Origin of the sequence: Ursidibacter arcticus (assembly GCF_009761375.1) — a bacterium.
In the GTDB taxonomy this organism is placed as follows: domain Bacteria; phylum Pseudomonadota; class Gammaproteobacteria; order Enterobacterales; family Pasteurellaceae; genus Ursidibacter; species Ursidibacter arcticus.
In genome coordinates this window covers 1-13,033 of the sequence record NZ_LEKM01000138.1, presented here as the reverse complement: position 1 = coordinate 13,033, position 13,033 = coordinate 1, and the positions used below count along the sequence as shown (strand labels likewise).

12 protein-coding genes are annotated in these 13,033 nt (G+C 40.0%); 9 read left to right on the top strand and 3 right to left on the bottom strand.

Going from position 1 to position 13,033, the window contains the following annotated elements:
- The first annotated feature begins 83 nt into the window (after positions 1 to 83).
- Positions 84 to 1,058, top strand: coding sequence for a tRNA dihydrouridine(20/20a) synthase DusA (gene dusA, locus A1D25_RS05930; protein ID WP_157394774.1), 975 nt, complete (start codon positions 84 to 86; stop codon positions 1,056 to 1,058).
- 4 nt (positions 1,059 to 1,062) lie between these two features.
- Here the strand turns inward: dusA and A1D25_RS05925 are convergent, their stop codons facing one another.
- From A1D25_RS05925 to A1D25_RS05915, 3 genes are all read right to left on the bottom strand, one after another.
- Positions 1,063 to 2,073 carry an ABC transporter ATP-binding protein gene (locus A1D25_RS05925; RefSeq protein ID WP_157394773.1) on the bottom strand — a complete coding sequence of 337 codons (1,011 nt, stop codon included), beginning with the start codon at positions 2,071 to 2,073 and terminating at the stop codon, positions 1,063 to 1,065.
- A gap of 6 nt (positions 2,074 to 2,079) precedes the next feature.
- Complete coding sequence (locus A1D25_RS05920; protein WP_157394772.1) at positions 2,080 to 3,732, bottom strand: ABC transporter permease; 1,653 nt, start codon at positions 3,730 to 3,732, stop codon at positions 2,080 to 2,082.
- A gap of 133 nt (positions 3,733 to 3,865) precedes the next feature.
- Positions 3,866 to 4,885 (bottom strand): Fe(3+) ABC transporter substrate-binding protein, encoded by a 1,020-nt coding sequence (locus A1D25_RS05915; RefSeq protein ID WP_157394771.1) that lies wholly within the window; start codon positions 4,883 to 4,885, stop codon positions 3,866 to 3,868.
- Between the two features lie 253 nt (positions 4,886 to 5,138).
- Here A1D25_RS05915 and rsxA point away from each other — a divergent pair, with 253 nt between their 5' ends.
- The 8 genes from rsxA to lpxM all read left to right on the top strand — a co-directional run bounded on the left by rsxA (position 5,139) and on the right by lpxM (position 12,918).
- Positions 5,139 to 5,720, top strand: coding sequence for an electron transport complex subunit RsxA (gene rsxA, locus A1D25_RS05910; RefSeq protein ID WP_157394770.1), 582 nt, complete (start codon positions 5,139 to 5,141; stop codon positions 5,718 to 5,720).
- Positions 5,720 to 6,364 carry an electron transport complex subunit RsxB gene (gene rsxB, locus A1D25_RS05905; RefSeq protein WP_157394769.1) on the top strand — a complete coding sequence of 215 codons (645 nt, stop codon included), beginning with the start codon at positions 5,720 to 5,722 and terminating at the stop codon, positions 6,362 to 6,364. The genes rsxA and rsxB overlap by 1 nt, the downstream gene beginning before the upstream one ends.
- Positions 6,348 to 8,597: an electron transport complex subunit RsxC gene (gene rsxC, locus A1D25_RS05900; protein ID WP_420825106.1), complete on the top strand. Its 2,250-nt coding sequence runs from the start codon at positions 6,348 to 6,350 to the stop codon at positions 8,595 to 8,597. Before rsxB ends, rsxC begins: the two co-directional genes overlap by 17 nt.
- Before the next feature lie 267 nt (positions 8,598 to 8,864).
- Entirely contained in the window at positions 8,865 to 9,506 is a 642-nt protein-coding gene (locus A1D25_RS05895; RefSeq protein WP_157394768.1) for a trimeric intracellular cation channel family protein, read from the top strand.
- A gap of 26 nt (positions 9,507 to 9,532) precedes the next feature.
- Positions 9,533 to 10,606: an electron transport complex subunit RsxD gene (rsxD, locus tag A1D25_RS05890; protein WP_157394767.1), complete on the top strand. Its 1,074-nt coding sequence runs from the start codon at positions 9,533 to 9,535 to the stop codon at positions 10,604 to 10,606.
- Complete coding sequence (gene rsxG, locus A1D25_RS05885) at positions 10,606 to 11,241, top strand: electron transport complex subunit RsxG (RefSeq protein WP_157394766.1); 636 nt, start codon at positions 10,606 to 10,608, stop codon at positions 11,239 to 11,241. The genes rsxD and rsxG overlap by 1 nt, the downstream gene beginning before the upstream one ends.
- Before the next feature lie 12 nt (positions 11,242 to 11,253).
- Positions 11,254 to 11,949, top strand: coding sequence for an electron transport complex subunit E (locus A1D25_RS05880; protein WP_157394765.1), 696 nt, complete (start codon positions 11,254 to 11,256; stop codon positions 11,947 to 11,949).
- An 18-nt stretch (positions 11,950 to 11,967) separates the two neighbouring features.
- Complete coding sequence (gene lpxM, locus A1D25_RS05875; RefSeq protein ID WP_157394764.1) at positions 11,968 to 12,918, top strand: lauroyl-Kdo(2)-lipid IV(A) myristoyltransferase; 951 nt, start codon at positions 11,968 to 11,970, stop codon at positions 12,916 to 12,918.
- Positions 12,919 to 13,033 lie beyond the last annotated feature (115 nt).

Sequence of the window (13,033 nt, the reverse complement as noted above, 5' to 3'; positions counted from 1 at the left end):
GGGTTTGTCATCAGTCTGAAGATCACAGCAATTTTTTGCAAAACTTTTAACCAATCTTACCGCTTACTTTATGGAAAGAATAAATGAAACAAAATTATTATCGTGGGCGTTTTTCTGTTGCACCAATGCTTGACTGGACAACTCGCCACTGTCGCTATTTTCATCGTCAATTTACTCAACATAGTTTGCTTTATAGCGAAATGATTACCGCCCCTGCTATTTTGCACGCAAAATATGATTTACTTGCTTATGATCCTACTGAAAACCCTGTGGCTTTACAACTTGGTGGGAGCGATCCAGCTCAGTTAGCACAATGTGCCAAATTAGTCGAAGAACGTGGCTATGCGGAGATCAATTTAAATGTGGGTTGTCCGTCAGATCGAGTACAAAATGGAATGTTCGGGGCTTGCTTAATGGGCAATGCGGATTTAGTCGCACAATGCGTGTTCGCAATGCAACAACAAGTGTCTATTCCTGTCACAGTCAAGCATCGAATCGGGATTGATGAGCTAGATAGCTACGAATTTTTATGTGAATTTATTGAGAAAATCCAACCTTATTGTAATGATTTTATTGTTCACGCCCGTAAAGCGTGGCTATCAGGATTAAGCCCGAAAGAAAATCGAGAGATCCCACCGCTTGATTATGAGCGTGTTTATCAGCTTAAACGAGATTTCCCCCACCTAAAAATCAGTATCAACGGGGGGATTAAAACTATTGATGAAATTAAACAGCATCTTGAATATGTTGATGGTGTAATGGTTGGGCGTGAAGCCTATCAAAACCCAAGTTTATTAGGTGAGATTGATCGCGCTTTATTTGATGAAAATGCACCAATTATTACCGCTAAACAAGCAGTAGAAAAAATGTTGCCATATATTGAGCAACAACTGAGTCAAGGTGTGTATCTTAACCATATTGCTCGCCATATTCTTGGTGCATTTCAAAACTGCAAAGGGGCAAGACAATGGCGCCGCCATTTAAGTGAAAACGCCTGCAAACAAGGAGCAGGCGTAGATGTGGTTCAACAGGCGTTAAGTTTTGTTGAAACAGATTAGTACGTTAAAACAATACTAATTCTCTTACTTTAAAGCCAACTGAAACAGTTGAATTAAGAGCAAAATCAGCCGTTTGGTAAGCGGTAAGTTCAACGTTATTGATTGCAATTTGATAACGGTAAAATTGCCCTAAAAAGAGTTTATCAACCACAACACCTTGCCCTTCTGGCTCTGCTTTAATCACCAACTGCTCGGGGCGTAACAGCCATTGATACTCCCCGATGCTATATTCGCTATCGGGGAATAAATGGTAATCACCAATCGGGCTATTGAGTACATTCTCCGCTGAAACCTGACAGCTTAAATAATTCGTTCCCCCTAAAAAATCGGCTACAAATTTATTCACAGGCGAATGATAAAGTGCCATTGGTGTACCGAATTGAACGATCTTACCTTGATCCATTACCGCAATTTTATCTGCAAACGCAAAGGCCTCCTCTTTACTGTGCGTTACAAAAATCGCAGGGACTTTTTGGCTTTTTAAAATCTGTTTAATTTCTTGGATCATCTCATAACGAGTTTGGCTATCTATATTTGAAAAAGGCTCATCAAGTAATAATAGCTGAGGCTTACAGGCTAAAGCACGAGCAATGGCAATACGTTGTTGCTGACCGCCCGATAATTCGTGAGGAAAACGATGTTCAAAACCTTGTAGTTTCACCACCGCTAACATCTGCTGGGTAATCGCTTGCTGTTCCGTTTTAGGTAATTTGCTTAGACCGAATTGAATGTTATCTTCCACATTCAAATGGGGGAAAAGGGCATAATCTTGGAAAATTAGACCAATTTTACGTTCTTCAACGGCTTTACGTTGCAAATCTTCACCTGCTAAAAAAATACTGCCTTGATGAATGGGTAATAACCCTGCAATTGCCTTTAATAAGGTTGTTTTGCCACAACCACTTGCCCCTAATAAACAGACAATTTCATTCTCTTGTAGCTCTAAGTTCAGTGATTTTAACACTGATGTCTGCTCAAATTGACAGCTAAGTTGTTGAATATCGAGTAGTTTCATTATGCATTATCGCTCTTTTTGAGATTGTGAAATTAACGAACGGGTTAGCCAAATAACAGGAATTAACCCAACAAGCACTAATACAATTGCTGGCAGTGCCGCTCGTTCAAGTTGCTCGTCCGATGTAAAAGTAAAAACGTGCGTAGCTAGCGTATCAAAATTAAATGGTCGCAGTAATAATGACGCATTTAACTCTTTCATACTTTCAATAAACACCATCAATGCCGCTGTAATAATCCCTTTTGAAATCAATGGAATGTGGATCTTTTTAAACATTACTACGCCATTTTTACCCATTGTCTGACTTGCCATATCTAAAGAAGGTGAAATTCGCCCAAGAGATGTTTCAAGGCTGCCGATTGCCATTGCTAGAAAGCGGATAGTATAAGCTAATACTAAAGCAAAAAGTGAACCTGAGAAAATTAACCCGACAGGCGATAACTCCAATGATTTCAATAATGCGTGTAATTGATGATCGGCAAATGTTAAAGGCGAAAGCAATCCAATCGCTAACACAGTGCCAGGGATTGCATAGCCTAACGAAGAAATCTGTAAAGATAAGCGGGTTGTTTTCAGCCAAAATTTGCTATTGAGCGAAAGACGATGAGCAAAATGCAACAATAAAGCAATCGCTACGGTAACCACAGAGGCAATCACCGATACTTTCAAACTATTTAAAGCAAATTGCACAAAATCTAAATTCCAAGATTGTTCAAAATAATCGTAAGCCCAATAAAGTAACCGCCCCAACGGAATAAAGAATGCCATTGAGAGCAATCCCCAACACCAAGTATGTGCTAGGCATAATTTCCAACCTGTTAATTGTTTAAAGGCACTTTTCTTTTCATAACCACGTTGATAACTCTTCTGTTTACGGCGGCTGTATTGCTCCAAAGTGATAAATAAGAAGATCATCAACAACATAAAAATTGAAATACGGCTTGCTGTGCCTAAGTCGTGAAAACCTAACCAAGAGTCATAAATAGCAGTGGTTAAAGTCGGGACAGCAAAATAAGAGACCGTTCCAAAATCGCCTAATGTTTCCATTGCGACTAACGCCATTCCCACTGCAATAGCAGGGCGAATAAGTGGAAAGGTAATTCGGCGGAAAATTTGGCTCGGGGTCGCCCCTAGCATTTTAGCACTATGGGTTAAATTTTCCGATTGTTCAAGTAACGCAACACGAGCTAATAGGAAAATATAAGGATAAAGCACTAACGCAAGTACAAAGCAAGCACCATAAAGGGTACGAATTTTAGGAAACCAATAATCTTGTGGCGTGTTCCAACCGAATAAATTTCGCAACATTTCTTGGAAAGTACCCGAATAGTCGAGTAAATCCGTATAAAGAAAGGCGATTAAATAGGCAGGCATCGCCAAAGGTAAACACAATAACCACTGTAATGTTTTCTGCCCGAAAAATTGGTAATTTGCCACAATCCACGCTGATGGCAAGGCAAATATAAGAGAAAGAAAGACTGTACCTATCACTAACAAACTGGAGTTAGTGACATAGCTCCCAAGCATTGTATTCCATAAATGCGTGAGATTTTCCATTTCACCGTCAAATGCGTGATAGCTAATCGCAAGCAACGGGAGTAATACGATCAAAGTAGCAAATACAGCGGTGTTTTGCCACGCTAAAAAACGGTTTTTCATTCCGAAAAAGGCTCTTTTTTAAAATGTAATTGGACGCCCGAGAGCGTCCAGATTATTCACTAGCGGTAAGATTCGTTTTATTTTTTGCAAAAAATCATTCCATTCTTACCGCTATCACACTTGGTTGAATGAATTATTTAACGTCGTCAAATTTTACTTCATCAACTAATTTTAAAGCTTTTTCGTAGTTTTTCGCAATATCTTCAAGTTTGATTGCATCTGCTGAATATTCACCCCAGCCTTTTACTAATTTAGAGGGTGAAACACCTTCTTTTACTGGATATTCGTGGTTTAATTCCGCATAAAGTTGTTGCGCTTTATCGCCGCTTAAATATTCAACTAATTTCACTGCGTTTGCTTTGTTCGGTGAATGTTTTGCAATAGCCACAGCACTGATGTTGAAGTGAGTACCGTATTGACCTTGTGGGAAGTTGATGATTGCTGATTCAGCCCACGCTTTTTGTTTGTCATCATCTAACATTTTACCGTAGTAGTAGCTGTTACCTAATGCGTAATCACAGATACCTTCTTTGATTGCTTTAACTTGGTCACGGTCACCACCTTGTGGTTTTTGAGCAAGATTTGCTTTTAAGCCTTCTAAGAATTTTTTGGTTTTTTCTTCACCGTAATGTTCAATCATTGCAGCAAAGAGAGAAACGTTGTAAGAGTTTTTACCAGAACGAACACAAACTTTGCCTTTGTATTCTGGTTTTGCTAAATCTAAATAATCAAAACCTGCTGGTAATTTACCCACACGATCTTTTGATGTGTAGATAACACGAGCACGTTTTGTTAAACCAAACCATTGATCATTAGAATCGCGGAATTGTGCAGGGATATTTTTTTCTAATACTTTAGAATCCACTTTTTGAGCTAAACCTGCATTTACAATTTCCATTACACGACTAATATCAACGGTTAAAAGTACGTCTGCAGGGCTTAATTCGCCTTCTTGTTTTACACGATCAACTAAGCCTTTATCCGCAAAGATTACATTCACTTTAATGCCTGTATTTTTTTCAAAATCTTTCAGCATTGGCTCAATTAAGTATGGTTGGCGATAAGAGTAAACATTGACTTCATTTGCTGCAACAGCTGAAGTTGATACAAACGCAGAAACGGCTAATGCCACAGTAGAAAGTACTTTTTTCATAAAAAATCCTCTGTTGTGAGTAAAGGCCCTAAAATAATTTCAGGGGTGAACGTAAAATAGTCTAAATTTATCTCAAGCCAAAGTCAATGATAACTGTTTTTATTTACAAATTTAAAAAATTCTCAAAATCCACTTCATTCAACAAATTTTTTGCAAAATTTACCGAGTAACTCACCGCTTGTTGATAATTTTGTTGTTCATTGCCACGAAAAAACGGATAATACGCCCCATTTTTGCGATAAATGTGTGGGATATGGTTGAATATATTTTATTGATAATTAGCACCGCCTTAATTAACAACTTCGTGTTGGTTAAATTTCTTGGGCTTTGCCCATTTATGGGGGTATCTAAAAAAGTTGAAACTGCAATAGGTATGGGAATGGCAACAACCTTTGTCTTAACCGTAGCCTCTTTAGCGGCATACTTAGTTGAAACCTTTATTCTGACACCATTAGACGCTCATTTTCTGCGTACTTTAGTCTTCATTTTAGTCATAGCCGTTATTGTACAGCTCACTGAAATGATCATTCATAAAACAAGCCCGACACTCTATCGCTTATTAGGTATTTATTTACCGCTTATTACGACAAATTGTGCAGTGCTAGGTGTTGCTTTACTCAATGTGAATTTAGCCAATAATTTAGTTGAATCTGTGTTATATGGATTTGGTGCAGCGGCTGGTTTTTCACTTGTTCTCGTATTATTTTCAGCCCTGCGTGAGCGTTTAGCTGCCGCTGATGTACCCGCTTCATTTCAAGGGGCATCAATTGCATTGATTACCGCAGGCTTAATGTCATTAGCCTTTATGGGCTTTACTGGTTTAGTCAAAATCTGATGATTGATTCTCAAGTTATTTATTACATCATTGGTATTATTGCCCTTATCGCCCTTATTTTTGGTGCGGTACTAGGATACTCGTCCATAAAATTAAAAGTGGAAGCAGACCCTATTGTTGAGCAAATTGATGCCCTATTACCGCAAAGCCAATGTGGGCAATGTGGCTATCCTGGTTGTAAACCTTACGCCGAAGCCATTGCAAACGGCGATATCATCACAAAATGCGTTCCTGGTGGCCCACCATTAGTGGTAAAAATTGCTGATTTAATGGGGGTTGATGTACCTGAAATGGAAGGTGAAACCCCAGAAACAAAAGTTGCACTTATCCACGAAGATATGTGTATTGGCTGCACAAAATGTATTCAGGCTTGCCCTGTTGATGCGATTATCGGGACAAATAAAGCAATGCACACTGTAATTGCCGATCTCTGTACGGGGTGTGAGCTATGTGTTGCACCTTGCCCGACCGATTGTATTGAAATGGTTTCTGAGAAGAAAACCACAAAAAATTGGAACTGGAAATTTGATGCGGATTTAGTGATCCCAATTCTAAATACTACGGATATTGAAAAAAGAATGGTTGTAGGGAGTAAACCGATTGAAACAGAACAAACTGGAGGAGCTGATGTTAATGCAAAATGATGTGTTAGATCGTATCCGCCAGCAGAAATTATGGGATTTTCCTGGCGGTATTCACCCTCCAGAAATGAAACAGCAATCGAACCAAAAACCTATTCGTACGCTTCATTTACCTAAATATTTTTATGTGCCAGTGATACAACACGCTGGTAGTGCGGGTGATCTTATTGTGAATGTCGGGGATAGCGTCCTAAAAGGGCAAGCCCTAACTCGTGGTGAGCATTACCGCCAATTACCTGTACATAGCCCAACATCAGGTAAAATTATCGCTATTCAGCCTTATGTTTCTTGCCACCCTTCTGGTATTCCAGAGCTGACGGTGATCATTGAAACCGATGGAAAAGATCAATGGATTGAACGCCAACCTATTGATGATTTCTTAAGTTTAACTGGCGAACAAATTATCGAGAAAGTCTATCAAGCTGGGATTGCTGGCTTGGGCGGAGCAGTGTTCCCAACATCAAGCAAATTACAATATGCTGATAAACGTTGCAAAGTGTTAATTATCAACGGTGCAGAGTGTGAACCTTATATCACTTGTGATGATAGATTGATGCAAGATTATACAGCAGAGATGATAGAAGGTATTCGTATCTTACGTTATGTTCTTCGTCCTGAAGAAGTGGTGCTTGCGATTGAAGATAATAAACCGAAAGCAATACAAGCAGTTGAAAAAGCACTAAAAGGTGCAAATGACATTAGCGTAAGAGTTATCCCAACCAAATATCCCTCTGGAGCAAGTGATCAGCTTGTGCAAGTGCTGACAGGATTAGAAATCCCACAAGGTAAACGTACCATCGAAATGGGCATTGTAATGCACAATGTGGGAACAGCTTTTGCCATTAAACGAGCGGTTATTGATGATGAACCTTTAATTGAACGTGTAGTAACACTAACAGGCGATAAAATTCGCAATAAAGGCAATGTGTGGGCAAGACTGGGAACACCTGTTATCCATTTATTAGAACAAGTAGATTACCAAGCTGATGAACGTTTTCCTGTCTTTTTAGGTGGGCCAATGATGGGCTTTATCCTGCCATCTTTACAAGCCCCAATTACCAAAACAGCAAACTGTTTAATTGCACCAGATCATTTTGAATATGCTCCACCACAAGCAGAACGAAGCTGTATTCGTTGCTCAAGCTGTTCTGATGCTTGTCCTGTTGGTTTATTACCACAGCAGCTTTACTGGTTTGCTCGTGCTGAAGATCACGATAAATCAAAAGAATATCATCTTGATGCTTGTATTGAATGTGGTGTGTGTGCTTACGTTTGCCCAAGTTATATTCCACTTATCCAATACTTCCGCCAAGAAAAAACCAAAATTCACGAAATTGAAGAAAAAGCACGCAAAGCGGAAGAAGCAAAACAGCGATTTGAAGCGAGAGAAGCTCGCTTGAATAAAGAAAAAGAAGCAAGAACCGCCCGTATTCAACAAGCAGCAGAAAAACGCCGAGAAGAAGTTGCCAACAGTGTTGGGGAAGACCCAGTTAAAGCTGCACTTGAGCGTCTTAAGGCGAAAAAAGCGGAAAATACCGAAAATAGCAATGAGCAATCAACTCCGACTATTCAAGCCAAAGCCAATGGGGAGCCTGATAATAGTGAGTTGATGGCACAACGCAGGGCAAGACGTTTAGCAAAACAAGCTCAACAAACAGAAAGTGCCGATCCACAAAACACCAATGTGGAAACGCCTGCAACAGTTGCAACCGAAACGCCAACGGAAACCGATCCACGCAAAGCGGCTGTGGCGGCTGCTCTTGCAAGAGCCAAAGCAAGAAAAGAAGCACAACAAGCGGTCAGTTCCGAGCCACAAAATGCAAATATGGAAACTGTCGCAACGGTTGCAACCGAAACGCCAACGGAAACCGATCCACGCAAAGTGGCTGTGGCGGCAGCTATTGCAAGAGCTAAAGCAAGAAAAGAAGCACAACAAGCGGTCAGTTCCGAGCCACAAAATGCAAATATGGAAACACCTGCAATAGTTTCAACCGAAACGCCAGCGGAAACCGATCCACGCAAAGCGGCTGTGGCGGCAGCTATTGCAAGAGCTAAAGCAAGAAAAGAAGCACAACAAGCGGTCAGTTCCGAGCCACAAAATGCAAATATAGAAACTGTCGCAACGGTTGCAACCGAAACACCAGCGGAAACCGATCCACGCAAAGCAGCTGTGGCGGCGGCTATTGCAAGAGCTAAAGCGAAAAAAGAAATGCAACAGAATAACGATATTATGTAGCAGTTGCATAACTCTCCCTCGCCCGCTTGCGGGAGAGGGAAGATTTGTTGTTCGTTTAGAACAACAAATCAGGGAGAGGGCAAAAAATGGTATATTTGTGAAAAATTGATAAAAAACAAAATTTGTTTGCCTTCTCTCTGCTCAAAACTGCTGAACGCATTTTTGAGCTGTCTCTCTCCCACAAGTGGGAGAGAGTGTTTTTAATTTTGTGCAACTGCTGCGTAATACCGCAGAATAACAATAAATAACACAACATAAGGAAACGTAATGAACCCAATTCACGATTTAATTCCTGCTTTCCCTTGGTCATTTCTCTTTATCCAAGATTTGATCGGTACTATCGTTTTTGCGATCTCAGGGGCAATTGCGGCAAGACAGCACAAAATGGATCTTTTTGGAATGTTTGTACTTGCCTTTGTAACAGGTGTCGGTGGCGGTACATTGCGTGATGTAATGATCGGTAGCACCCCAGTATTCTGGATGAAACAGCCGATCTATGTATTGATGATTGCACTTGCAGTAATCATCACTGCTATTTTTCGCAACAGCTTAAATAAAGCAGGTTGGCAACAAGGATTACTGATTTTTGATGCCATCGGCTTAGGCGTATTTACGGTTATTGGCGTGCAAAAAGGGCTTGATTTCGGTTTACATCCGCTAATTTGTGTCGCACTTGGTGGGGTAACAGGTTGCTTTGGTGGACTGATCCGCGATATTTTGCGTAATGAAGTACCTATTATTTTACAAAAAGAAGTCTATGTTACAGCCAGTTTAATCGGCGGTATTATCTTTATTTTGTTCCGTGAGGCTGGTTTTGAAAGTAATTGGATTGATGTGGCAACTGTAACGACTGTTATTGCTATCCGAATACTTACTATTCGATTAAATCTACATCTACCAAAAATTTAAGGGTTATATAACAAGGAAATATATCAATGTTCAAAATGATCAGCTCACCCCATACTCACTCAAGCAATCTCACCGTTAATTTTATGTTATGGGTGATTGTTGCGATGCTACCTGCACTTTTTGTGCAGTGGTATTTCTTTGGGTACGGTGTGCTTATTCAAATCGCACTAGCGGTAAGTTTAGCCATTATTATTGAAATTGCTGTTGCAAAACTTCGCCAGAAACCGACCGCTTTCTATGTGGAAGATATGTCGGGTATTTTAACCGCTTTTATTTTAGCAATGGCAATCCCCCCTTATGCACCCTATTGGATTATCACCATCGGAATGATTGTGGCTTTATTACTTGCCAAACACGTTTATGGTGGATTGGGGCAGAATTTATTTAACCCTGCGATGATCGGCTATGCGTTACTGCTCGTTTCTTTCCCTGTACAAATGACTGCTTGGCTACCGCCGACAGCACTACTGAATGAAGCACCTACTTTAGCTGATAGTTTTTCCTTGATCTTTCAAGGCGTAACCACTGATGGCTTTACTATTCACCAGCTTATTCAAAGTGTAGATGGAATTTCTTCCGCAACGGTATTAGATGGCTCAAAAACAGCAATGACAAGTATTAAAGACAGCATTTATCGTGCTATGTTATTTGATGAGCTAGTTGAAAAAGTATTCTTTGGCGGTTGGGGACAGATCAATTTAGCCTTTTTATTCGGTGGATTAGTGCTGATTTACAAGCGGATTATCCATTGGCAAATTCCAGTGGCAATGTTATCGACCTTTGCGATTTTTAGTTTACTTCACGATCTCTTTTTATGGCAAAACAGTGATGAGATCTGGGCAATGCCACTTCACTTATTCAGTGGTGCGATGATGTTTGGTGCATTTTTTATTGCGACCGATCCTGTATCTGCTTCTATTACACCGAGAGGTAAATTGATCTTTGGTGCATTGGTCGGACTATTAGTTTATTTAATCCGCTATTTAGGTAACTACCCTGACGGTGTTGCCTTTGCAGTGCTGTTAGCCAATATTTGTGTACCGCTGATCGATCACTACACTCAACCTCGTTTATACGGCACAAAACTAGGACGAAAATAATGCAAACTTCTAAAATTACTACAACTTATGCCCTCATTTTAGGGGTAATCGCCCTAGTCTGTGCAGCCGTTTCAACAGGAGTCTATCTTTTAACCAAAGGGCGAATAGACCAAGTTGTCGCACAACAACAACGAGATCTGCTACTTGAAGTCGTACCTCAGCACTATTTTGATAATGATCTGTTATCCAGTTGCAAAACAATTAAGCTAGCTGATGCACCTTATCTCAATAAAATATACAGTGCAAAAAAAGGGCAAGATCTTACCGCTTACGCATTACAAGCTACCGCACCTGATGGTTATTCGGGGAATATCGTTCTACTTATCGGTATTCAGCCTGATGGAAAAGTGCTAGGCGTACGAACATTAGAGCATAAAGAAACCCCAGGGCTTGGCGACAAAATTGAAACCCGAATATCTAACTGGATTTATAGTTTTAATGATAAAACATTCAGCCTAGCCGATGAAAATCGTTGGGCAGTTAAAAAAGATGGTGGTGATTTTGATCAGTTTACAGGGGCGACAATCACACCAAGAGCGGTAGTAAACAACGTTCGACAAACCGCAAAATGGGTAATTACAGCACTTAATCAACAGCCACAGTTAATTGAAAACTTTACCCAGTGTAAAGAGTAGAAAAGGCAAGGTATGACAGATAATCAAATTCCAATTCAACAAATTGATGACGATATTCCCCAAACGCCGCAAACATCTGTATGGGGAAATATTTTCACACAAGGTGTTTGGTCAAATAATGGAGCTTTAGTCCAACTACTTGGGCTTTGCCCGCTACTTGCGGTGTCAAATAACGTAACCAATGCGTTAGGACTAGGTTTAGCAACGCTACTGGTGCTGATTATTACCAATAGCTGTGTGTCGCTCTTTCGCAAGGTAACGCCACACGATATTCGTATCCCTATTTATGTAATGATTATTGCAACAGCCGTTACCGCTATTCAGCTACTAATGAATGCGTTTGCGTATCCTGTTTATCAATCATTAGGTATTTTTATTCCATTGATTGTAACAAACTGTATTGTTATTGGGCGTGCCGAGGCTTTTGCCTCTAAAAATAATCTCATCCACTCTGCCTTTGATGGTTTCTCAATGGGCATTGGTATGACCTTAAGCCTAGTTTTGTTAGGTGCATTGCGTGAGATTATCGGCAATGGTACGCTATTTGACGGATTAGATTTATTACTCGGTGAATGGGCAAAAAGTTTAAAAATCGACCTACTTCAGCTTGAAAGTGGTCTATTACTGGCAATTTTACCCCCAGGGGCTTTTATTGGTTTAGGGATTATTCTTGCCTTAAAAAATAAGATCGACCAAAAACGCAAATAATGATTAAGAGAGATAACAATGGGACGTTTTACACAACAAGTTGGCTATCAACATCAATTTTCTTGGCATTTTTTACACCCTAAATACTGGGGCGTATGGTTTGGCGTTTTAGGCTTAATTATTTTGGCTTACGTTCCCTTTCGACTACGAGATAAACTTGGCGTATGGGTAGGCAAAATTGTTACCAAACGATTGAAAGGTAAAAAACAGTATCATCGTGCAGATGTCAATCTACGTTACTGTTTTCCTGATTGGAGTGAGCAACAGCGAGCAGAAGTTATCGAAAAAATGTTTATTACTGTTACCCAAACAATGTTGGGTATTGGCGAAATTGCCATTCGCTCGGTGGAACATATCCAAAAACGCAGTGCCTTTTCTAACTTAGAGATTGTCCGAGAGGCAAGAGCAAAAGGAAAAAACGTGATCTTGCTTGTTCCACATACTTGGGCGATTGATGCGTCAGGTATTGTGATGCACACTTATGGAATGCCAATGGTATCAATGTATAACCCACATCGAAACCAATTAGTCGATTGGTTATGGAATGCAACTCGTGAGCGTTTTGGAGGGAAAATGCATACTCGTCAAAACGGAATTAAACCTTTCTTAAATGATGTGCGTAAAGGTAATTTAGGCTACTTTCTTCCCGATGAAGATTATGGAGAGAACCTAAGTGTTTATGCTCAATTCTTCGCCACAGAGAAAGCTACCCTGCCAGGCTTAGCTAAAATGGCAAGAGTAACCAATGCCGTTGTGATTCCAATGTTTCCGATTTATAACGCCGAGAAAGGCGTTTATCAAATTGAAATTTTGCCACAAATTGAATTTGATGAAAGCCCAGAACAATCTGCGAGAGAAATGAACCGCATTATTGAGTATTTTGTTGGAAAAAATCCAGAACAATATGTCTGGATTTTACGTTTACTCAAAACTCGCAGAGATGGGGAAGATATTTATAAGAAGGTGTAATGGACAAAATGGTTGCTGATTTACCCATTACACGTTCAAGTGGACAAAGTGGTTGCTAATAATATTTTTCTTATGTTGTTAGCAACTCTTTTTATTTAAAAAATCCTTTATAAAC

Excerpts from the sequence above, each read along its gene's own strand:
- rsxB (WP_157394769.1), top strand. The coding sequence starts at position 5,720 with ATGATTGATTCTCAAGTTATTTATTACATCATTGGTATTATTGCCCTT.
- A1D25_RS05880 (WP_157394765.1), top strand. The coding sequence starts at position 11,254 with ATGACAGATAATCAAATTCCAATTCAACAAATTGATGACGATATTCCC.
- rsxG (WP_157394766.1), top strand. The coding sequence starts at position 10,606 with ATGCAAACTTCTAAAATTACTACAACTTATGCCCTCATTTTAGGGGTA.
- rsxD (WP_157394767.1), top strand. The coding sequence starts at position 9,533 with ATGTTCAAAATGATCAGCTCACCCCATACTCACTCAAGCAATCTCACC.
- A1D25_RS05895 (WP_157394768.1), top strand. The coding sequence starts at position 8,865 with ATGAACCCAATTCACGATTTAATTCCTGCTTTCCCTTGGTCATTTCTC.
- rsxC (WP_420825106.1), top strand. The coding sequence starts at position 6,348 with ATGTTAATGCAAAATGATGTGTTAGATCGTATCCGCCAGCAGAAATTA.
- dusA (WP_157394774.1), top strand. The coding sequence starts at position 84 with ATGAAACAAAATTATTATCGTGGGCGTTTTTCTGTTGCACCAATGCTT.
- A1D25_RS05915 (WP_157394771.1), bottom strand. The coding sequence starts at position 4,885 with ATGAAAAAAGTACTTTCTACTGTGGCATTAGCCGTTTCTGCGTTTGTA.
- rsxA (WP_157394770.1), top strand. The coding sequence starts at position 5,139 with ATGGTTGAATATATTTTATTGATAATTAGCACCGCCTTAATTAACAAC.
- A1D25_RS05925 (WP_157394773.1), bottom strand. The coding sequence starts at position 2,073 with ATGAAACTACTCGATATTCAACAACTTAGCTGTCAATTTGAGCAGACA.
- lpxM (WP_157394764.1), top strand. The coding sequence starts at position 11,968 with ATGGGACGTTTTACACAACAAGTTGGCTATCAACATCAATTTTCTTGG.
- A1D25_RS05920 (WP_157394772.1), bottom strand. The coding sequence starts at position 3,732 with ATGAAAAACCGTTTTTTAGCGTGGCAAAACACCGCTGTATTTGCTACT.